The sequence below is a fragment of the Massilia sp. YIM B02769 genome (genome assembly GCF_030411995.1).
Classification (GTDB): Bacteria; Pseudomonadota; Gammaproteobacteria; order Burkholderiales; family Burkholderiaceae_D; genus Telluria.
In genome coordinates this window covers 234,753-254,530 of record NZ_JASNRC010000011.1, presented here as the reverse complement: position 1 = coordinate 254,530, position 19,778 = coordinate 234,753, and the positions used below count along the sequence as shown (strand labels likewise).

14 protein-coding genes are annotated in these 19,778 nt (G+C 66.1%); 4 read left to right on the top strand and 10 right to left on the bottom strand.

All coding sequences use genetic code 11. The annotated features are described in order from the left end of the window. Positions 1-2: 2 nt before the first annotated feature. Both QPK31_RS19135 and garD read right to left on the bottom strand, forming a co-directional pair. Positions 3-824, bottom strand: coding sequence for an NAD(P)-dependent oxidoreductase (locus QPK31_RS19135; protein ID WP_290424473.1), 822 nt, complete (start codon positions 822-824; stop codon positions 3-5). A 21-nt stretch (positions 825-845) separates the two neighbouring features. Continuing rightward, positions 846-2,387 (bottom strand): galactarate dehydratase, encoded by a 1,542-nt coding sequence (gene garD, locus QPK31_RS19130; protein ID WP_290424472.1) that lies wholly within the window; start codon positions 2,385-2,387, stop codon positions 846-848. A 167-nt stretch (positions 2,388-2,554) separates the two neighbouring features. Between garD and QPK31_RS19125 the strand changes: the two genes are divergently transcribed. The 4 genes from QPK31_RS19125 (at position 2,555) to QPK31_RS19110 (ending at position 9,268) form a co-directional block, all read left to right on the top strand. After that, positions 2,555-3,964 (top strand): glycoside hydrolase family 105 protein, encoded by a 1,410-nt coding sequence (locus tag QPK31_RS19125; protein WP_290424471.1) that lies wholly within the window; start codon positions 2,555-2,557, stop codon positions 3,962-3,964. Positions 3,965-3,974: 10 nt separating this feature from the next. After that, positions 3,975-5,186, top strand: coding sequence for a DUF4861 family protein (locus QPK31_RS19120; RefSeq protein ID WP_290424470.1), 1,212 nt, complete (start codon positions 3,975-3,977; stop codon positions 5,184-5,186). A gap of 548 nt (positions 5,187-5,734) precedes the next feature. After that, on the top strand, positions 5,735-8,695 hold the full coding sequence (locus QPK31_RS19115) for a TonB-dependent receptor (protein WP_290424469.1): 2,961 nt from the start codon (positions 5,735-5,737) through the stop codon (positions 8,693-8,695). Positions 8,696-8,806: 111 nt separating this feature from the next. Continuing rightward, positions 8,807-9,268, top strand: coding sequence for a hypothetical protein (locus QPK31_RS19110; RefSeq protein ID WP_290424468.1), 462 nt, complete (start codon positions 8,807-8,809; stop codon positions 9,266-9,268). A 63-nt stretch (positions 9,269-9,331) separates the two neighbouring features. Here QPK31_RS19110 and QPK31_RS19105 read toward each other — a convergent pair whose 3' ends face one another. The 8 genes from QPK31_RS19105 to QPK31_RS19070 all read right to left on the bottom strand — a co-directional run bounded on the left by QPK31_RS19105 (position 9,332) and on the right by QPK31_RS19070 (position 19,715). After that, positions 9,332-10,285, bottom strand: coding sequence for a glycoside hydrolase family 43 protein (locus QPK31_RS19105; RefSeq protein WP_290424467.1), 954 nt, complete (start codon positions 10,283-10,285; stop codon positions 9,332-9,334). A gap of 62 nt (positions 10,286-10,347) precedes the next feature. Further along, a complete protein-coding gene (locus QPK31_RS19100) occupies positions 10,348-13,227 on the bottom strand; it encodes a TonB-dependent receptor (RefSeq protein WP_290424466.1) in 2,880 nt (959 codons plus the stop codon). A 175-nt stretch (positions 13,228-13,402) separates the two neighbouring features. Next, positions 13,403-14,533 (bottom strand): ABC transporter ATP-binding protein, encoded by a 1,131-nt coding sequence (locus QPK31_RS19095; protein WP_290424465.1) that lies wholly within the window; start codon positions 14,531-14,533, stop codon positions 13,403-13,405. A gap of 28 nt (positions 14,534-14,561) precedes the next feature. Continuing rightward, positions 14,562-15,410 carry a carbohydrate ABC transporter permease gene (locus QPK31_RS19090; protein ID WP_290424464.1) on the bottom strand — a complete coding sequence of 283 codons (849 nt, stop codon included), beginning with the start codon at positions 15,408-15,410 and terminating at the stop codon, positions 14,562-14,564. Next, positions 15,407-16,285: a carbohydrate ABC transporter permease gene (locus QPK31_RS19085; protein ID WP_290424463.1), complete on the bottom strand. Its 879-nt coding sequence runs from the start codon at positions 16,283-16,285 to the stop codon at positions 15,407-15,409. The genes QPK31_RS19090 and QPK31_RS19085 overlap by 4 nt, the downstream gene beginning before the upstream one ends. 14 nt (positions 16,286-16,299) lie before the next feature. Further along, positions 16,300-17,610, bottom strand: coding sequence for an extracellular solute-binding protein (locus tag QPK31_RS19080; protein WP_290424462.1), 1,311 nt, complete (start codon positions 17,608-17,610; stop codon positions 16,300-16,302). Positions 17,611-17,665: 55 nt separating this feature from the next. Next, positions 17,666-18,625 carry a glycoside hydrolase family 43 protein gene (locus tag QPK31_RS19075; protein ID WP_290424461.1) on the bottom strand — a complete coding sequence of 320 codons (960 nt, stop codon included), beginning with the start codon at positions 18,623-18,625 and terminating at the stop codon, positions 17,666-17,668. A gap of 139 nt (positions 18,626-18,764) precedes the next feature. Next, positions 18,765-19,715 carry a LysR substrate-binding domain-containing protein gene (locus QPK31_RS19070; protein ID WP_290424460.1) on the bottom strand — a complete coding sequence of 317 codons (951 nt, stop codon included), beginning with the start codon at positions 19,713-19,715 and terminating at the stop codon, positions 18,765-18,767. Between the last annotated feature and the right edge of the window lie 63 nt (positions 19,716-19,778).

Here is a 19,778-nt window from a genome sequence, read left to right as displayed (position 1 = left end):
GCCTAGCTGTACTGCGGACCGTCGAGCAGGAACTTGCCGCCCTGGTACATCGTGGTGACGTCGTCTTGCGCCGGGAACGCGGAGGTATCCGGGAACAGGTGCGCGAACTGCGACGAGCTGTCCTTGGCCTTGTAGCCCAGGTGCGAGGCCAGGCGGTTGTCCCACCAGACGCTGTCGTTATCCGACATGCCGTAGACGATGGTGTGGCCGACGCGCGGCGCGAACAGCGCGCAGCGCAGCAGTTCCGTCAGGTCGTCGTAGGAGAACCAGGTGCTCATCATGCGTTTGTTGGCCGGTTCCGGGAAGCTGGAACCGATGCGCACGCACACGGTCTCGATGCCGAAGCGGTCGAAGTAGTAGCGCGCCATCTGTTCGCCGAACACCTTCGACAGGCCGTAGTAGCTGTCCGGGCGGGTCGGCGAATTCGCATCCAGCACCGTGGTCACCGGGTGGTAGCCGATGGCGTGGTTCGAGCTGGCGAAGATCACGCGCCGGGTGCCGGCCTTGTGCAGCGCTTCGTACAGGTTGGCCACGCCCAGGATGTTCGCCTGCATGATAGGCTCGAAGGGCTGTTCGGTGGAGATGCCGCCGAAGTGCAGCACCGCGTCCACGCCCTCGAGCAGTTTCAAGACCGCTTCCTTGTCGGCCAGGTCGCACTGGACGATCTCTTCGCCCTCGCGCGCTTCACCCAAATCCGCGATGTCGGACAGGCGCACCACCTCGGCCCAGGGCTTGATGCGGTCGCGCAGCACCTTGCCGAGGCCGCCAGCGGCGCCGGTCAGCAGGATGCGTTTGAAAGGTTTTCCCTTGACTGCTTCAGTCATTCCCAACTCCTTGTAGATCGTTCAGGTCACCGGCGCCGGGTTGAACAGCGCCAGCGCATTATGCAGTTTCCAGTGTTCGGCCCAGGTCTTGCGTCCGCTCGCCACGTCCAGGATCATCTGGAACAGCTCGAAGCCCACATCCTCGATGCTCGCTTCGCCGCTGGCGATGCGCCCGGCGTCCAGGTCCATCAAATCGTGCCAACGATTGGCCAGTTCGGTGCGGGTCGCCACCTTGATCACCGGGACGGCGGCCAGGCCATACGGCGTGCCGCGCCCGGTGGTGAAGATGTGGACGTTCATCCCGGCCGCCATCTGCAGCGTGCCGCAGATGAAATCGCTGGCCGGCGTGGCGGCGTAGATCAGGCCCTTTTGCTGCAGCTTGTCGCCCGGCGACAGCACGCCGGTGATCGCGGTGGTGCCCGACTTGACGATCGAGCCCATGGCTTTTTCCACGATGTTCGACAGACCGCCCTTCTTGTTGCCGGGCGTGGTGTTGGCGCTGCGGTCGACGCCGCCGCGCACCAGGTAATCGTCGTACCACTGCATCTCGCGCACCATGGCCTGGGCGATTTCCGGCGTGGCGGCGCGCGCCGTCAATTGGTCGATCCCGTCGCGCACCTCGGTCACTTCCGAGAACATGACGGCGGCGCCGGCGCTCACCAATAAATCGGTGGCGTAGCCGACGGCCGGGTTCGCGGTCACGCCGGAAAAGGCGTCGCTGCCGCCGCACTGCACGCCGACCACCAGGTCGGAGGCCGGGCAGCTTACGCGCTGGCGGGCATTCAGCTCCTGCAGGTGCTTCTCCGCAGTGGTCATCAGCGAATCGATCATCGACATGAAGCCGACGTGCTGCTGGTCCTGCAACGTGACCACCGATGGCGCGTTGGTGCCGATCGGGATGGCGCCGGCCGGGAACAGGCGCGCCGGCGGCAGCTTTTCGCAGCCGAGGCTGACGACCATCACGCTGTCGCCGAAGTTCGGATTGCGCGACAAATTGCGAATGGTCTTGATCGGGATCTCGGCGCCGGGGGCGTCGATGGCCACGCCGCAGCCGTACACGTGCTCGAGCGCGACCACGTCTTCGACGTTCGGGTAGCGCGGCAGCAGTTCGTCCTTGATGCGCTTGACGGCGTAGTCGATCACGCCCGACACGCACTGCACGGTGCTGGTGATGGCCATGATATTGCGTGTGCCGACCGAGCCGTCCTTGTTGCGGTAGCCCTGGAAGGTATAGCCCTCCAGAGGCTCGGTGGCGAACACCGCGCGGGTGCCTATCGGGAGGTCATCGAGCGAACGGGCGGCCGGCATGGTCAGCACGCGTTCCGACACCCAGCTGCCGCGTGCGATCGGGCCATTCGCATAGCCGATGATCACGCCATAGCGGACCACGGCCTCGCCGGCCGCCAGGTCTTGCAGCGCCACCTTGTGACCCTGCGGGACGCCTTCGACCAGGGTCAGCCCGTCCGGGAAGACGGTGCCCGTCGGCAGGCCGCCGTCGTTGACGACGATGGCGACGTTGTCGCTGGCCTGCATGCGGATGGTACGTGGTACGTGGGTGCTCATATGCGTCGCCTTATGCATTACCTTGTGTGATGCCTTGTTGGTCGGTTCTTTTTCAGTATGCCATACAAATTCGAAAGGTGGCTAGTCCACCTTGCGATTTTGGCCGGACCAAATTAGAATGGCCTGACCAAATAAGCAGTTCCCACAATAGAGAGGACTGGAGACACATGAAGAAAACCCTGCTGGCGGCATCCGCTGCCGCGCTCCTCGGCTGCGCGCTTGCCTGCGGCCCCGCCCTGGCCGACGGCCCCTTCCGCAATCCCGACAACAAGAACCTGAAGGATCCGGGCGAAGGCACCTACCCGGTCCCGTATAAAAAGCCCGTGGTGGCCGAGGTTACGGCCCAGCTGAAGGCGATCCGCGGCTTCATGGACGACGCCACCCCAACCCGCATCATCAACAAGCGCAGCGGCGCGCCGATCACCGACTTGTCGAAACCGGACCGCGACGCCATCTTCCAGCCCGCCGCCGGCGACTATGGCATCCAGGTATATGAAATGGGCGTGGTCCATTCCGGCCTCTTGAGGGCGGCAGAAGCCACGGGCGACGCGGGCTTCACGGCGATGAGCCAGCGCCACTTCCAGTTCTTCGCCCAGACCCTTCCCTACTTCCGCGCCCAGGAGGGGGCCTTCCACCTGGAGCGCGGCAACAGCTTCTCGCGCTTCCTCGACCCGCGCTCGCTCGACGACGCCGGCTCGATGTGCGCCGCCCTGATCCGCGCGCGCCTGGCGAAAGTCGGCCCGGATCTCAAACCGATGATCGACACCTGCAGCGACTGGGTGGCGAATAAACAGTTCCGGCTGGACGACGGCACCATGGCGCGCAAGCGGCCGCAGGAAGTGTCGCTGTGGGCGGACGACATGTACATGAGCATCCCGGCACTGGCCGAGATGGGCCGGCTCACCGGCAAGCGCAAGCACTTCGACGACGCCGTGAACAACGTGATCGGCATGTCGAGCCGCATGTTCAATCCGCAGCTCGGCCTGTACACCCACGGCTGGCACGCGAATCACCCGGACGCGCCGCGCTTCTACTGGGCGCGCGCCAACGGCTGGGCGGTGCTGGCGATGTCCGACCTGCTCGACGTGCTGCCGAAGGACCACCCGGGCTACCCGAGAGTGCTGGCCCAATTGCGCGCTTCGATCAAGGGCATCGCCGAGCTGCAGTCGGGCAGCGGCCTGTGGCACCAGATGATCGACCGTAACGACTCCTACCTCGAGACCTCGGCCAGCGCGATCTTCACGTATGTGATCGCGCACGCGGTGAACCAGGGCTGGATTCCCGCGACCACCTACGGCTCGATCGCCCAGGCCGGATGGGCCGGGCTGTCGACGCGCATCACGGCCCAGGGCCAGGTCGAAGGCACCTGCGTCGGCACCACGCTCGCGGGCGACATGGTCTATTACTACCACCGCCCGACCAGCGCCGACGCCCTGCATGGCTATGGCCCGGCACTGCTGGCCGGCGCCGAGATCATCAAGCTGGTGACGAATCCCGCCTTCGAGGTGCAGCACAAGGTGCGCACCTACCACTACCTGCCCAAGGGCGGGCAGACCGACTACCGCGAACACCACTGAGGAGGCAGGTATGAAACGCTTGATTCTCGCCGCCGCACTGGCAGCGTCCTTTTCGGCACCGTCGGTCCACGCCGCGGAACGCCTGGCCGTCACCGTCGAACACGACCTGGCGATCGCCCGCCCGTCCGAGACCATCTCGATTCCCTGGAGCGAAGTGAATGCCGTGCTGCCGGGCGCCCTGATCCAGAAAATCGCGGTCAAGGATGCGCAGGGCCGCGTGCTGCCGCACCAGGTGACGAATGTGGCGCCATTGGCCAAGGACCCGAAGAACGCCGGCATCGCCTATGGCGAGCTGTTGTTTCAGCACAGTTTCGCGCCGGGCGAGAAACGCGCCGCCTTCACGGTGGAGAAGACCGAAGCCCTGGCGCCGGTATTCCCGGTGAAAGCCTTTGCGCGCTACGTGCCGGAGCGCCTCGACGACTTCGCCTGGGAAAACGACAAGATCGCGCACCGTACCTATGGGCCGGCGCTGGCCGCCCCGGCGCAGCCCGGCGTGACCAAGGAAGTGCTGGTGACGAGTGGCCTGGACCTGTGGTTCAAGCGCGTCGAGTATCCGATTGTCGACCGCTGGTACAACAAGGGCCACGACCACTACCACCATGACGAAGGCGAAGGCATGGACATGTACAACGTCGGCAAGTCGCGCGGCGCCGGCGGCACCGGCGTCTGGGACGGCAAGCAGCTCTACACCGGCGTGAACTACGCATCCTGGAAGGTGCTGGCGAATGGCCCGGTGCGCGCGGTCTTCGAGCTGCATTACGCGAACTGGGATGCGGGCGGCAGGCAGGTGAGCGAAGTGAAGCGCTTCACGGTCGACGCCGGCCATTACCTGGATCGCATCGACAGCACCTTTAGCTTTACCGGCTTCGAACCGGTCACGGTGGCGGCGGGCCTGAACCGCACCCCGAGCGACAAGGGCCAGAACCCGCAGATCGCCACCAGGCGCGAAGGCGCGGTGCTGCTGCAGTGGGTCGGGCAGGCCAGCAACGACGCCTTCGGCACGGCGGTCGTGGTGCCGGGCGCGGAAGGCTTTGCCCAGGATGCGCTGAACGAGCTGATACTGGCGAAGGCAAGTTCCGGCAAGCCGCTGCGCTATTACGCGGGCGGCGCCTGGAGCCGCGCCGGCGAGATCACCTCGCTCGAACAGTGGCTGCGCCTGGCGCAGGACATGGCGGCGCGCGACGGCAATCCGGTCCGGGTCACGCTTGCACGCAAGCCGTAGTTGTCGCTGGTGGGTTCGGGAACCGACCCTAGGTTGACGGTTGTGGCTGGTGGGTTCGAGAACCCACCCTACGTCGACGGTTGCGCTGGTGGGTTCAAGAACCCACCCTACGTTGACGGTTGCCGCTGGCGGGTTCGGGAACCGACCATAGGTTGACGGTTGTCGCTGGTGGGTTCGAGAACCCACCCTACGTTGTCGGGTGTCGCTGGTGGGTTCGAGAACCCACCCTACGTTGTCGGGTGTCGCTGGTGGGTTCGAGAACCAACCCTACGTTGACGGTAGGGTGGGTTCTCGAACCCACCGTTCTGACTGGCGGATACGTACCGTGCGTGGCGTGCGTCCGCGTCCTTCCTTGCCCCGCGCATGACTTCCTCGCTACACCCCCTTCCCACACAGGCCCGACCAATTACTGTATTTATTTGTATTGGACTGACCAAAATTGCAAATATTGCCTTAGAATCCCAAAACCGGCCTGACCAAATCTAATATTGCCGTAGCGGTGGGCGCGCAGACTGGCACCTGCCTCAATAAAAACGTATGGAGACAGCATGACCAATAATCAGCATAGTGCAGCCTTACGCAAACTCACCCTGTGCCTGCTCGGCACGGCTTCCATTTCCGCCCTGTCGATCGGCCCCGCGTTTGCGCAGGCGGTGGCGCAAACCACGGCTCAGGCCGAAGCACCCCAGCAGATGCAGACCGTCCAGGTGACCGGCCTGCGCGCCTCGCTCGAAAGCGCGCTAAACGCCAAGCGCCAGGACAACGGCATCGTCGATGTCATCAAGTCCGAGGACATGGGCAAGTTCCCCGACACGAACCTGGCCGAATCGCTGCAGCGCGTGCCGGGCGTGGTGATCGACCGCGACGCCGGCGAAGGCCGCAACATCACGGTGCGCGGCCTGGGCCAGGACTTCACCCGCGTGCGCATCAACGGCATCGAAGGCCTGGCCACCACCGGCGGCACCGACAGCTCGGGCGGCACCAACCGCGGCCGCGGCTTCGACTTCAACGTGTTCGCTTCCGAACTGTTCTCGTCACTCACCGTGCGCAAGAGCTCCTCGGCCGACGTCGACGAAGGCTCGCTCGGCGCCACCGTCGATCTGCAAACCTTGCGTCCCTTCGACCTGCGCGGCTTCAACGCCACGGTCGCGGCCAAGGGCAAGTACAACGACGGCTCGGAGAAGGTCGACCCGCGCGTCGCCTTCATGGTGTCGGACACCTTCTTCGACCGCAAATTCGGCGTGCTGGTCTCGGGCGCCTTCTCCAAGCGCCGCGTGCTGGAAGATGGCTTCAGCACCGTGCGCTGGGATAACGGCCCGTCGTCGGGCGGCTGGTGCGCGCCGCAGGGCGTGACCGCGAATCCGTCGAACTCCACCGCCACCACCTGCGGCCCGGCCGCCCAGGGCGTGCCGCGCCTGCCGAACACGCCGGAAAACATCGCCGCCTACAATGCCGCCAGCGACCCGAACAACTTCCACCCGCGCCTGCCGCGCTACGGCCGCCTGACCCACGACCAGGACCGCCTGGGCCTGACCGCATCGATGCAATGGCGCCCGCAAAAGGGCACCCTGCTGACCTTCGACATGCTGTACTCGAAGCTCGACGCGACGCGCCAGGAAGACTTCCTGGAGGCGATCTCGTTCAGCCGCAGCGCCAGCCAGGGCGGCAAGCCGCAGATCAGCGTGGTCGAGGCCCAGTACGCACCGAACGGCGCCCTCCTCTACGGCAAGTACAACGGCGTCGACATCCGTTCGGAGTCGCGCTACGACGAGCTGACCACCACCTTCACCCAGCCGACCCTGACCCTGGAACACAAGTTCACGGACACGCTCAGCATGAGCGCCAAGATCGGCCGCGCCAACTCGAAATTCCGCAATCCGGTCCAGACCACGGTCACGCTCGACGCCCTGAACGTGAACGGCTACACGCTCGACTTCCGCCAAGACGACCGCGCCGCCATCATCGGCTATCCGTTCGACCCGGCCGCGCAGAACGGCGCGCTCGGCATCATCGGCGTGCCGCAGGTGGCGAGCGGCACCCAGCCGACCACGGTGCCGAACACCACCACCAGCGAAATCCGCATCCGTCCGCAAGGCGCGACCAACGTCAACGACGTCGGCCAGTTCGACCTGGCCTGGGAAGCGGCAGATGGATTCATCATCAAGGGCGGCATCAACCGCAAGAAGTACGAGTCCGATACCTACGAGTACCGCCGCGTGAACCAGAACGACACCATCTTCGCGCCGCCGGCCGGCGCCACCGGGCTGACCAGCACCATCACCGGCTTCGGCAAGGGCCTGGATATGCCGGGCGGGAACGTGACCGGCTGGGTGATCCCGAACCTGAAGGCGATTGCGGCCGCCTACGACATCTACTGCAACTGCATCAAGGCCGGACCGGCCGGCGGGCCGGGCGACTTTACCCTGTCGTCGATCACCAACGGCAATGCGCGCGGCAACAACCGCACCGTGCGCGAGCGCGACGACGGCTTCTACCTGATGGGCGAGTTCAAGGCCGATTTGTGGGACATTCCGGTGCGGGGTAACGTCGGCGTACGCCACGTGAAGACGGAACTCGAAGCGATCGGCTACCAGGCGGCCGGCGGCGGCACCGCGGTGCAGGTGAACCACGACTACAAGGACACCCTGCCCTCGCTGAACATCGCGGCGAATGTCACCGACAACTTCATCGTGCGCTTCGGTACGGCGAAGGTGATGACGCGTCCGCAGCTAGGCTTCCTGTCGCCTGGCGGCACCATCTCGACCACCGGGACGTTGACCATCAACACCGGCAACCCGCTGCTGAAACCCTTCCGCGCCAAGACCTTCGATTCGAGCTTCGAGTACTACTTCGGCAAGAACGCCTTTGTCGGCCTGGGCCTGTTCCAGAAGAACATCGACACCTATATCCAGAGCCTGCGCACCAACGTGCCGTTCCGCGAAACCGGCCTGCCTTTGACCCTGCTGCCGTCGAACTTCACCGGCGAGGAAGTGTTCGCGGTGACGGCGCCGATCAACACCGACGGCGGCAAGCTGAAGGGCCTCGAGCTGAACTACCAGCAGCCGTTCACCTTCCTGCCGGGCTGGGGCAAGAACTTCGGCACGGTACTGAATTACACCAAGGTCAGCTCGACCATCGAGTACGCGATTTCGCCGACCAGCAGCGACCGCATCGTCGACGATTTGCTGAATTTGTCGCCGAAGTCGTGGAACGCCACGCTGTACTACGACGACGGCAAGTTCAGCGCGCGCGTCTCAGGCGCCAAGCGTTCCGGCTTCCTGACCCGCGTGCCGGGGCAGAACAACAACGACGTCGAGGGCAAGAACGGTACCTTCAACGTCGACGTGTCGCTGACCTACAAGTGGAACGACAAGCTGGAGTTCACGCTGGAGGGTGTAAACCTGACCAACGAGCCGAACGACCAGTTCATCAGCCGCGCGCGCAACAGCGTGGTGGTGAACAACGTGACCGGGCGCGAGTTCCTGGCGGGCTTGCGCTACAAGTTCTGATGGTCTCCTGTTGGATCTTGCCAGCCCGCGTACGCGCGGGCTTTTTTCTTGGCGCTGCCACCGTTAGCCATGGATGAGCACTGATCGGTCACGCATGGACAAGCCGGCGGCATGACGCCCTGGATGCAGGAGATACAACGTACACTGTATGGGGCCGGCACCGGGTCGGCAACGCCGGTGCAGCGCAACCATCCTGAATGCGAGGGGATACTCGACACCATGAACAAGCGGATTGCCAGCCTGCCTCGCATCGGCTTCGCCCTGGTTGTGGCGATCATCCTTGCAGTACTTTCGGTATCGATTGAGCGCATCGGGCCCGAACCGGTCGAGTACGGGAATATGTGCGGGCCGCAAGGGAACGATCCCTGCTACAAGCCCGCGTTGAAGGGCGGCTTCCCGGTGCCTTACCTGTTCGATGCGCCGGGCGTATCCGTGGAACGCAAGCTGTCGTTCGGTGAAGACCAGCTGTCTGCCGGAGCGCTCCTGGTCGATATTGCCGTGTCTTTCGTGGCGATCCTGCTGGCGGCGCCGGTGGCCGCAAGGCTTCGCAGGCGCGTCCGGATGCGGCGCTGACGCCCGCAGGACAGGCGTCCTTGCCCGGCATGCCGCACTGGGGCGGCGCTGGCGCGGTCCGGTTTACGGAGCTGGTTGCGGGCCGTGGCTGGGGCCTGCCGTGACGGGGCGCTTGCCCTTCCACTCCAACCTGTCGATACACATGCGCCGCGTCGTCTGCGCCACATCCCAGGCGTGGTACACGATCCAGGTCTGGCTGCCGTCCGGCGAGGTGGTAAAGGAATTATGTCCCGGCCCGATCACCGCGCCGGGCACGCTGCGCATCAGCAGCGCTTCTTCCCCGCCGTCGGGCCGATGCCATGGCCCGAGCGGATGGTCGGCCACCACGTAGCTGACGCCGTAGTTGTCGCGCTCCCAGGCGCCGCCGCTGTAGAAGCAGTACAGCTGCCCGTCGTGCTCCTGCACCGACGCGCCTTCCACCGTATGCCAGTCGTAGACGCTGCCGTACATCGTGCGGTCCTTGCGGAAGATGTGCCAGTCCTGGTGCGGACGCACCACCATCACGGGTTCGCCGGCCAGCGTGTCCATGTCCAGCAAACGGTCGACCACGATGCCGGTACCGACCCGGTGGTCGTCCGCCACGTGCAGGAAGTCGACGCAGTAGAACAGGTACCACTGGCCGTCGCTGTGGCGGTAGGGATGGGCATCGATCGAGAATGGCTGGTCCGGCACGAGGATCTTGCCGGTATCGACGAAGGGTCCGGCCGGATCGTCGGATACCGCTACGCGCAGCTTCTGGTCGGTGCCTTCATCGGCCGAGCCGGACGAGTAGTACATGTAGAAACGGCCCTCGTGGAAGGCCACCTCGGGCGCCCAGTAGTGCGCGGCGCCGGTGGGCACGAGGGCGTGGCCGAGCGCTTCCCAGTCGACCAGGTCGGTCGAGCGCAGCACCGGGATCTGGCGGCCGTCGGCGCCGCCGGGCGCAGTGCCGTAGGCGTAGTAAACGCCTTCGTGTTTCAGGACGAAGGGATCGGCCATGGTGTCGGGATAGACCGGGTTCTGGTAGGTGCGGGGCACAGCGTGTCTCCTGGAGAAAGCAAAAAGCCGCCCACGCGTGCGGGCGGCCCGACGGTCATGGCTTACATCTTGTAGCGCAGGCTCAGGCCATAGGTCGTCATGTTGTAGCGGATGTCGCGCGGCTGGTAAGGGCCGAGCTCGCTTTCGAACTTTGCCTTGGTCAGGTTGATCGCGTCGAAGTGCAGCGACACGTTCGGCGTCAGCTCGTAGCCGATGCTCAGGTCGACGAAGGTGGTGGCCTTGACTACCCGGTCCTGGCGGAACGGATCTTCGGCGATCTGCTCGACGTAATCGCCGCGGCGGGTCGCGGCCAGGCGGCCGGTGATGCCGTTGCCTTCGTACAGCAATGCCAGGTTGTAGTTCTGCTTTGCCACGCCGATCAGCGCCGTCTTGGTGAACTGGTCGCTATTGAGCGAGGTCCTGGTTTCGTTGTCGCCGTCGATCCAGGTGTAGTTGGCCTGCACACCGAAGTCGCGCCAGAAGCCGGGCAGGAAATCGAAGAATTTCTGGGCGCTCAGTTCGGCCCCGCGCAGCGTGCCCTTGCCCGAGTTCTGCGGCCGGCTCACACGGTAGGTGACGCCGTTGATCGTTTCGTCCTGGGTGAAGTTCTGGAGGTAGCCGTCGATGTCGCGATGGAACAAGGCAATCTGTGCATAGCCGTTCTTCGCGAAGTAGTACTCGAGCGTGGCGTCGATGTTCTTCGACTTGGTCGGCGACAGGTCGGGGTTGCCGGCGCCGCCGCTGCCCGGCGCGTTCACGGTCGGAGGAATCAGCGACAGCGCGGGGTTCAGCTCGCGGAAGCCCGGACGGGTCAGGGTCTTGCCGGCCGAAAGGTGGGACTGCCACTGCTCGTTCCAGTTGACGATCGCCGACATGCTCGGCAGCACATTGGTCTCGGAGGTGGACAGGTCGACGTCGGTCACCACGTCGCCGATGCGGTTCTGGCCGCGCAGCTTGCGCTTGTCTTTCAGCACGCGCGCGCCGGCTTCGCCGCTGACCTTGATGCCGCCGAGTTCGGTTTCGAAGCGGCCGGACAGGTAGAAGGTCGCGTTACGCTCGCGCTGGTCGAACAGGCGCGTCGGGTCGTCGGGCACGCGGCCGCTTGGCTGGCCATAGGCGTTGCGCACGGTGTCGGCGTTCTCGATCAGGTAGTTCGCCGAAGGCGTGTACCAGGGGCCGCCCAGGCGGTCCAGGCCCGGCACCAGTTCCTCGAAGCCTGGCCCGAACAGGCCGGCCGGGGTCGGACGAACGCTGCCGGCAAGGTCGGACGCGCGTTCGGCGCTATGGTTGCTGACCTTGCGCTCGGACAGGCGCACACCTGCAAGCACGGCCCTGAAGAAACCATCGCCGCCCAAGCGGTAGGTGCCATCGGAACGCCACTGGAACTGCTGGCCGGCCTGCTCGCTCCAGTTCTGCACGAGGCCACGCAGCACGAACTGGTTCGGGTCGCGCAGGGCATTCGCGCTGCCGGGAGTCGTGATCGCGTTGTAGCCGCCATGGCCGTCGCTGCCGACCGCGTATACGCTGGAGCTCGCGCCAGGCACCTGCTGGTCGACGATGACCGTGTCGTTGACGAACTTCGAACGCGTGTAGGCCACGTGGGTATTCACCGTTACCGGGCCATCGGCGTAGCGCAGGGCAAGGTTCAGGAAGTGGGTGTACGTGCGTTCCTTCTGTCCCCAGGTACTGGTGGCCGTGTAGGGGAACCAGTCGTACGGGTCGCGCGGCGACAGGAAGGCCGGGGCAGTCGCCGACATGATCGGGCAGATCACGCCGCGCGAGGTATTGCAATAATCGCCCTGGGGCGCCAGTACCACGTTCGTCAGGCGCGGCGCGCCGGTGGCAATATTCAGGATGTAGTTCACCGCGTTGCGACCCTGGTAGCCGGTTCCCAGGTATTGGGCAGTGGCCTGCAGCCGCGGGCTGATCTTCCACTGGAAGGCGCCGTGGATGCTCTGGCGCTCGCGCGTGCCGCTGTTGTAGATGCCGCCGATGTTGGGCAACTGGCCGAGCACGTCGCCCGGCGCCGCCGTGTACTGCGCCGCATTCTCGAGCCGGGTGGCGGTGCCGTCGGGACTGACCGAGAAGATGCCGTCCGGACGGTCGACCCACTGCACCGGGAAAGTCCATTTTTCGCGGTTGACGGCGACGTCGAGCAACGCGCCCATTTCACCGACACCGGTATCCCAGCGGTTGCTGACCGAGAAGCCGCCGCCCGGATTGTGCGTGTCCTTGCTGGCGTCGCTGCCGTTGGTCTGGTTCATGCGGTCTTCGATGTAGCCGGTGAAGCTGTAGCCTTTCGCGTCGAAGGGCGAGCGCAGGCGCACGTTGACACCGCCGGCGATGCCGCCTTCCAGCTGATTCGGGGTGGCCGACTTGTAGACTTCCAGGCCGCCGATCGACTGCACCGGCAAATCCTCGTAGGACAGGCGGCGCGCCGCCGCCGTGAAGATCTCGTTGCCGTCGATGGTGGTTACCACGTCGGGCAGCCCGCGGATGATTACGGTGCTGGTCTGGCCGCGGTCGCGCCCCACCTGCACGCCCGCCACGCGCTGCAGCGCGTCGCCGGCCTGGCGGTCGGGGAATTTGCCGATGTCCTCGGCATTGATGGCGTCGACCACCTGCAGCGAATCGCGCTTGATGGCCTCGGCCGAGCGCAGGCTGCCGCGCAGGCCGGTGACCTGGACCACGGCGGGCGCCTGGGCGGTTTCGGGCAAGGGCTGGGCGGTGGCGGGAAAGGCCTGGGCGGGCTGGGCCTGGGCTGCGTCGGCGCCGGAGGCCATGTCGCCGCTTGCGCTGGCGCCGCTGCTGGCGCTGGTGGCCGCGCTCGTGTTGGCGCTGGGCGCGGCGTTGTCCGTCGTGGTTTGCGCGAGTGCGGGCGCACCATAGGCCGACAGCAGCATGATGGCGGCGCAGATCGGCTTGACTTCGAATCGTGTCATGCATGTCTCCTGAATTTATTATGAAAAGTCATTCGCCTGCCGGTCGGCGCCGGCTCGGTATCTTCACATCCTAAAAGAGCAAGCCCCGCGCCACCGATAACGAAACACGCAGGAGCTATCCGAAATCGTCATGGCTGGCTGCGCACATGACGTGCGTCCAAACGCATCATGGAATTCAAGCCATCGCTTCGGCCGTGCTGGCCACCCAACCGGGGGCGAATACGGCGCCCTGCTCGTCGAACAGGAAGGCGCGCGTGGCCGGGAACACCAGTTCGACCCGGCTGCCCAGGGCCGGCGGCGCGCTGTCGGCGTCGGTTTTTACCGCCACCATGTCGCCGCCCTCGCCCGCCTGGGCGTACACCAGGGTCACGTCGCCCAGGTATTCGACCAGCGCCACGGTGGCGGCGATCCCGCCGCCCTCCAGGCCGGGACGCGCCAGCTGCAGGTGCTCGGGGCGCACGCCCAGGGTGACGCGGGCGCCGGCCTGTGCGCGCGCCACGTCGGCCGCCACCTCGACCCGCTCGCCGCCCGCCAGTTCGACGGTGGCGCTGCGCGCGCCCTGCTTGACCAGGGTCGCGTCAAAGAAATTCATGCGCGGCGAACCGAGGAAGCCGGCGACGAATTTATTCGCCGGACGCTCGTACAAGTCGGACGGCGTGCCCACCTGCTCGATGCGTCCGCTGTTCAGCACCACGATCTTCTGGCCCAGGGTCATGGCCTCGACCTGGTCGTGGGTCACGTAGATCATGGTGCTTTTCAGCTCGCGGTGCAGGCGCGCCAGCTCCACCCGCGTTTGCCCGCGCAGGGCCGCATCCAGGTTCGACAGCGGTTCGTCGAACAGGAAGACCTCGGGTTTGCGCACGATGGCGCGCCCGATCGCCACGCGCTGGCGCTGGCCGCCCGACAGGGCTTTCGGCTTGCGCTCCAGCAGGTGGCCGATCTGCAGGATCTCGGCGGCGCGCCCGACCCGTTCGGCGATCTCCGCCTTCGGCACCTTGGCCAGCTTCAGGGCGAAGCCCATGTTCTCGGCCACGCTCATGTGCGGGTACAGCGCATAGCTCTGGAACACCATGGCGATGCCGCGCCGCGCCGGCTCGATGTCGTTGGCGACGCGCCCGCCGATTTCCAGGGTGCCCTCGGTGATGTCCTCGAGCCCGGCGACGATGCGCAGCAGGGTCGACTTGCCGCAGCCCGAAGGCCCGACGAAGACGACGAATTCGCCATCCGCGATGTCCAGGTCCACGCCCTTGATGACGCTGTTCTTCTCGTACTGCTTCTTGATGCCGCGAAGGCTGACCGATGCCATGTTCTACTCCTGCGTTTAATCTTTTGACTTATCCCTTGAGGCCGCTCGCGGCGAGGAAGCCCTGGGTCACCCGGCGCTGGAACACCACGTAGGCCAGCGCGACCGGCAAGGCGCCCAGCAGCGCCGCCGCCATCAGTTGCGCATAGCGCACGCCAAACGCATCGTAGGTCTGGGTCAGGCCCAGCGGAATCGTCATCATGTCGTTCGAGGTGACGATGATGAAGGGCCAGAGGAAGTTGTTCCAGGCGCCGATGAAGGTGACGATCGCCATCGCCCAGACGATGTTGCCGGAAATCGGCAGGTAGACGCTCCACAGCACGCGCAGCGGATTGGCGCCGTCCATCAGCGCCGCCTCGCGGAAGTCGGCCGGAATCGCATCGAAGAACTGCTTGAACACGTAGATCACCACCGGCGACACCACCTGCGGCAGCACCAGCCCGGCATAGCTGTTGATCATGCCCAGCTGGTGCATGGTGCGAAACAGCGGCACCAGCAAGGCCTCGAAGGGCAGCAAAAAGGCCAGCATGGCGAGGCCGAACAGCAGCGAGCGGCCGCGGAAGCGCAGCTGGGAAAAAGCGTAGGCCGCCATCAGGCTGATCGCCATCGTCACCACCGTCACTAGGGAGGCGACGAGCGCGCTGTTGAACAGCCAGCGCGGCACGTTGCCGGCGCCCAGGGTCTTGGTGAAGGCATCCAGGGTCCAGGTCTGGGGCAGCCAGTGGAACACGGCGGACACGGTCTCATGTTCGGGCCGCAGCGCCGTCGACAGCGCCCACAGCAAGGGGAACAGCCACAAGGCGGCCAGCACCACGCTGGCGACGACGGCGGCGACGGTCCACCCGAGTTGCGAGCGCGCGATATGGAAGCGGACACTCATGCCGCCCTCCTCGCGGCCACCCGGGCCAGCAGCGACAGGGCGATCACGACGAACATGAAGGCCATGGCCACGGCGGCGGCATAGCCGGCGTCGCTCTGGGTAAACGCGGTCTCGTACATATAGTGCAGGGTGACGCGGCTGGTGTTGTAGGGTCCGCCGCTAGTGAGGATGTAGGTCTGGCCGAAGACCTTGAGCGAGGCGATCAGCTGGATCAGCAGGGCCGTGCCGACCACCGGCCGCAGGGCCGGCCAGGTAATCGCCCGGAACAGCGTGAAGCCGCGCGCGCCGTCGAGGGCCGCCGCCTCATACAGCTCGCCCGGGATGTTGCGCAGGCCGGCCAGCAGCATCAGCATGTTGAAGCCGACCGTCCACCAGATGGTGCCGATCGCCACCGCCGGCAGCGCCCAGTGCACGTCGGACAGCCAGGCGCGCTGGCCGCCGACCAGGTGGTTGATCACGCCCGACGACGGCTGCAGCATCCAGTCGGCGATCAGGGTCATCACCGAGATCGGCAGCACGTAAGGCAGGAAGAAGGCGCCCTGCAGCCAGGATTGAAAGCGCACGAAGCGGTTCACCAGCAGCGCCATCAGCAGGCCGAAGGCCGTCAGCGGGATCACGGTGAGCAGGGCGAAATAAAAGGTGTTCCAGAGCGAAGACCAGAACGAGGGGTCCTGCACCAGCGTCGCGTAATTCGCCAGGCCGACAAAGGCGCTGGTACGCGTCAGGCTGCTCTCCGTCAGGCTCATGTAGAAGGTGTGCAGGGCCGGCACCAGGAAGAACAGCAGGAAGGCGGCGCCGAACGGCGCCAGCAGCAGCGCCGCCGGCAGCCCTTCCCTGCGGCCCTCCCCGCGTGCCTTCGTGACAACAGGTGTCAAGGTGGTGGTCTCCATCAGTAGCGAGGCGGCCGTTTGCGCAGCAAGCGCAAGGCCTCTTTCTCGAACATGTCCAGCGCTTCGGCCGGGGTCAGCTGGCCGGACAGCGCGCCCGGCATGAACTTCGAGGCCATCGATTCGACCGGCCCGGCCGCGCCCATGTACCAGCCGTCCGGGTCGTAGACCACGTTCTGCGCCGCTTCGGCATACATCGCGTTCGGCATCAGCGCCCTGGCCGCGGCCGATTCGGCCACCGGACGGTAGGCCGGCACGTGGCCGCCCTCGGCCCAGCCCATCGAATGGCGGCTCACATACGCCATGAAGGCGAGCACGCCGCGCAGCTTTTCCGGCGCCATGGGTGTGCCTTCGTTGGCGGGAATGGCAAAGGCGTGGGAATCGGTCCAGACGCTGGCGTCCTGGTAGAGGCGTGGCAGCGGCACGATGCCGTACTCGAAGCCGAGCGTGCGCTGGCGCGTGGCGCGCACCAGTTCCGGCACTTCCCACACGCCGTTGAGCATGAAGCCGGCGCCGCCGCCCATGAACTGGCTGGTGGAGGCGGGATAGTCCAGGCCGGATGGGCCGTAACCGCGCGTAAACCAGGCGCTGACCTTGGCCAGTTCCTCGACGCCGGCGCGGCCATAGGCAAAGCGTCCGTTCTCGATCAGCGTGGCCTTGCGCTGGTTCAGCAGCGACAGCCACAGGCGCCAGATGGCGTACGAGCCCTGCCCGGATTCCATCGCCAGCCCGGCCTTGCCGCTGCGCTCGCGCACGCCGGCAAAGGCGCTTGTCAACGCCTCGTAGCCGACGATGGGCTTCAGGGTGCCGGCGCCGTCGAGCAGCCCCGCCTTGGCGGCCAGGGTCTTGTTGTAGTACAGGACCATCGGGTGCATGTCGAGCGGGATGGCGTAGTTGCGGCCTTCGTAGCGCGATTTGTCCCACTGGCGCGGGAAGTAGTCGCTGCCCTTCAGGCCGGCCGCCGCCAGCTCGGCGTCGCCGATCGGACGCAGCACGCCTCCGCCGGCCAGGTTGGGCAGGCGCGACAGGTGCACGGTGGCGATGTCGGGGCCGGCGCCGACCACCGACGAGGTGATCAGCTTGGTGTAGAAAGGTTCGCCCCACTTCAGGGTGGTGCTGGTCACGCGCACCGCGCGCTGGCTGGCGTTGAAGTCGTCCACCATTGCGCGCATGCGTGCGCCGTCGCCGCCGCTGAGCAGGGTCCACATGCGCACCTCGATCGGCCGCTGTGCCCGCGCCAGGGAGGGCAAGCCCAGGGTCGCCCCCCCGCCGAGCAGCAGGGAAGCCGCGATAAAACGTCTGCGTTGCGCCACTTTGTCTCCGTGTTTCTCGTGCGGCTGGCCTGTCCCGGCCGGTCCGCCATGCTTCTTACCTGATCAGGGTGGTACCCTGCACCACCGGTTTGCCGCTCACCCAGTCGAGTTTGTCGATGTAGAGGAAGCGCCGCTCGGCGCGGGTGCCGTCAAGTTTCAGTTCCCACGCATGATAGGCGATGAAATCCTGTTCGCCCACACGGAACACCACCTGGTGCCCGGGGCCGTAGAGGTTGCGTTCGGCCCGGCTCTTCAGGAAGGGCGAATCGTCTGCCGGCTGGCACGGCCCCGCCGGCCCGGCGCAGCTGGCGTAGCCGACGGCGTACGAGCCGTTGCCGAAGTCGTTGGCCGAATAAAACAGGATGTACTTGCCGTCGCGCTGCACCATGGTCGGCGCCTCGATCACCTTGCCTTCCCAGCTGCGGCCGTTGGTCAGCAGCCTGGTCGGCTGGCCGCTGACGGCAAGCCCGTCGGGCCGCAGCTCCTGCACGAAGATGTGGGTCGGCTGCTGGCAGCAGTTACCGTCGCTCTTGAAGTACAAATAGAGGTGGCCGCCTTCGAGGAAAGGGCTGGCGTCGATGGTGCCGCCGAGTTCGGCCTGGCAGATCAGCGGCTTGCCGGCGCTGTCGACGAAGGGGCCGGCCGGGGACTGCGACACCGCCGCGCCCACGCACTGGCGGTCCGAGGCCAGGTCGTGCGCCGTGTAGTACAGCACGTAGCGCTCGCCCAGCTTGATGACTTCCGGCGCCCAGACGTGCGGCACCTCCTTGCGTACCCAGCTGGCCAGCGACGGCATCGCATCGGGCAGCGCGCGCCAGGATTGCAGGTCGCCCGAATGCAGGACCGGGACGTTCTTGCCGTCGCCGTTGGTGGCGTAGGCGTAGTAGCCGCCGGCGTCGGGCAACACGAAGGGGTCGGGGAAGTTGCCGATCGAGCTCGTGACCGGATGCGTCGACGCGCACCCCGCCAGCAGCGCCACGGACAGGGACAGTGGTAGCCCGGCCGGGCGCATCATGCCTCGCCCTCGCCCGGATTCGCGTTTGGTAGAAATGCCGCCATCGTCTCTCCTCCTCTTGTCATTGCCGAGATCATACGGCGCACCCCTTGCGCTCCCCATAACGAAACACGCGCGATGTATGCCAAATCCGTATTGATCAGGTATGTACAGGCGGCGTCAGGCCGGCCGCTTCGCGCAGGGCCGCCAGCATCGCCTCGGCCGAAGGGGCAAGGTGGTGGCGCTTGCGCGTGACGATGCCGTAGACGCCGGCGCGCAGGTCGACGTCGAGCGGCAGCGCGGCCAGCGTGCCCGCATCGAGCGCGGACTGTACCAGTTCGGGCGGCAGCGCCACCACACGCTCGCTGTCGGCCAGCAGGCGCGTGATCAGCGGCAGGGAAATCGTTTCGACGACGTCGTCGGGCTGGGGCAGGCCGCGCGCGATGAACAGCGCCATCAGCTGGTCGCGCAGGCGGCCCGGCGCCGGCAGGATCCAGGGCGCCCGGGACAGCTCGTCGAAACCGAGGTCGGCCCGGTTCAGCCACGGATGGCCGGCGCGCACGATCAGGCTGTGCGGCTCGTCGGCCAGCGGTTCGAAGTCGAGTTCGGCGGCGGCGGCGGGGTCGAGGATGCGGCCGATCACGATGTCGAGTTCGCCCGCGCGCAGCCCCTCGATCATGGCCTGGCTGGTGTCGCTCGACACCGCCACCTGGACCCGCGGGTTGCGCTCCTTGAGCAGCTTCACCGCCTGCGGCAGCAGCGAGGCCGCCGGTGCGCGCACGCTGCCGATCGCCACGCGTCCGCCGAAGCCGGCCTGGCCCTGCATGATTTCCTGGTGCGCCGCATCCATTTCGGCCAGGGCCGCGCCGGCACGGCGGATCAGCACCTGGCCGTACCAGGTCGGCACCACGCCGCGCGGCAGGCGCTCGAACAGCGGCACGCCGAGCGCGTGTTCGAGCTCGCCGATCAGTTTCGAGGCGCCGGGCTGGGTCAGTCCGGCCGCCTCGGCCGCGTGCAGGATCGAGGCATGGCGGCCCAGCTCGACCAGCAGCACCATGTGGCGCGTCTTGAGGTGAAAGCGGATGAACCGGGTGGACGATGAATCGCGCATGCCGCTTTGTGAAATTTTTGTTAAGAAATCTTACGGCATGCGGCGGACACGCGTCAACGTGGC

What these genes read in the sequence shown, in the direction of transcription:
- QPK31_RS19135 (WP_290424473.1), bottom strand. Translation starts at nt 824, where the DNA reads ATGACTGAAGCAGTCAAGGGAAAACCTTTCAAACGCATCCTGCTGACC.
- garD (WP_290424472.1), bottom strand. Translation starts at nt 2,387, where the DNA reads ATGAGCACCCACGTACCACGTACCATCCGCATGCAGGCCAGCGACAAC.
- QPK31_RS19125 (WP_290424471.1), top strand. Translation starts at nt 2,555, where the DNA reads ATGAAGAAAACCCTGCTGGCGGCATCCGCTGCCGCGCTCCTCGGCTGC.
- QPK31_RS19120 (WP_290424470.1), top strand. Translation starts at nt 3,975, where the DNA reads ATGAAACGCTTGATTCTCGCCGCCGCACTGGCAGCGTCCTTTTCGGCA.
- QPK31_RS19115 (WP_290424469.1), top strand. Translation starts at nt 5,735, where the DNA reads ATGACCAATAATCAGCATAGTGCAGCCTTACGCAAACTCACCCTGTGC.
- QPK31_RS19110 (WP_290424468.1), top strand. Translation starts at nt 8,807, where the DNA reads ATGACGCCCTGGATGCAGGAGATACAACGTACACTGTATGGGGCCGGC.
- QPK31_RS19100 (WP_290424466.1), bottom strand. Translation starts at nt 13,227, where the DNA reads ATGACACGATTCGAAGTCAAGCCGATCTGCGCCGCCATCATGCTGCTG.
- QPK31_RS19095 (WP_290424465.1), bottom strand. Translation starts at nt 14,533, where the DNA reads ATGGCATCGGTCAGCCTTCGCGGCATCAAGAAGCAGTACGAGAAGAAC.
- QPK31_RS19090 (WP_290424464.1), bottom strand. Translation starts at nt 15,410, where the DNA reads ATGAGTGTCCGCTTCCATATCGCGCGCTCGCAACTCGGGTGGACCGTC.
- QPK31_RS19075 (WP_290424461.1), bottom strand. Translation starts at nt 18,625, where the DNA reads ATGATGCGCCCGGCCGGGCTACCACTGTCCCTGTCCGTGGCGCTGCTG.
- QPK31_RS19070 (WP_290424460.1), bottom strand. Translation starts at nt 19,715, where the DNA reads ATGCGCGATTCATCGTCCACCCGGTTCATCCGCTTTCACCTCAAGACG.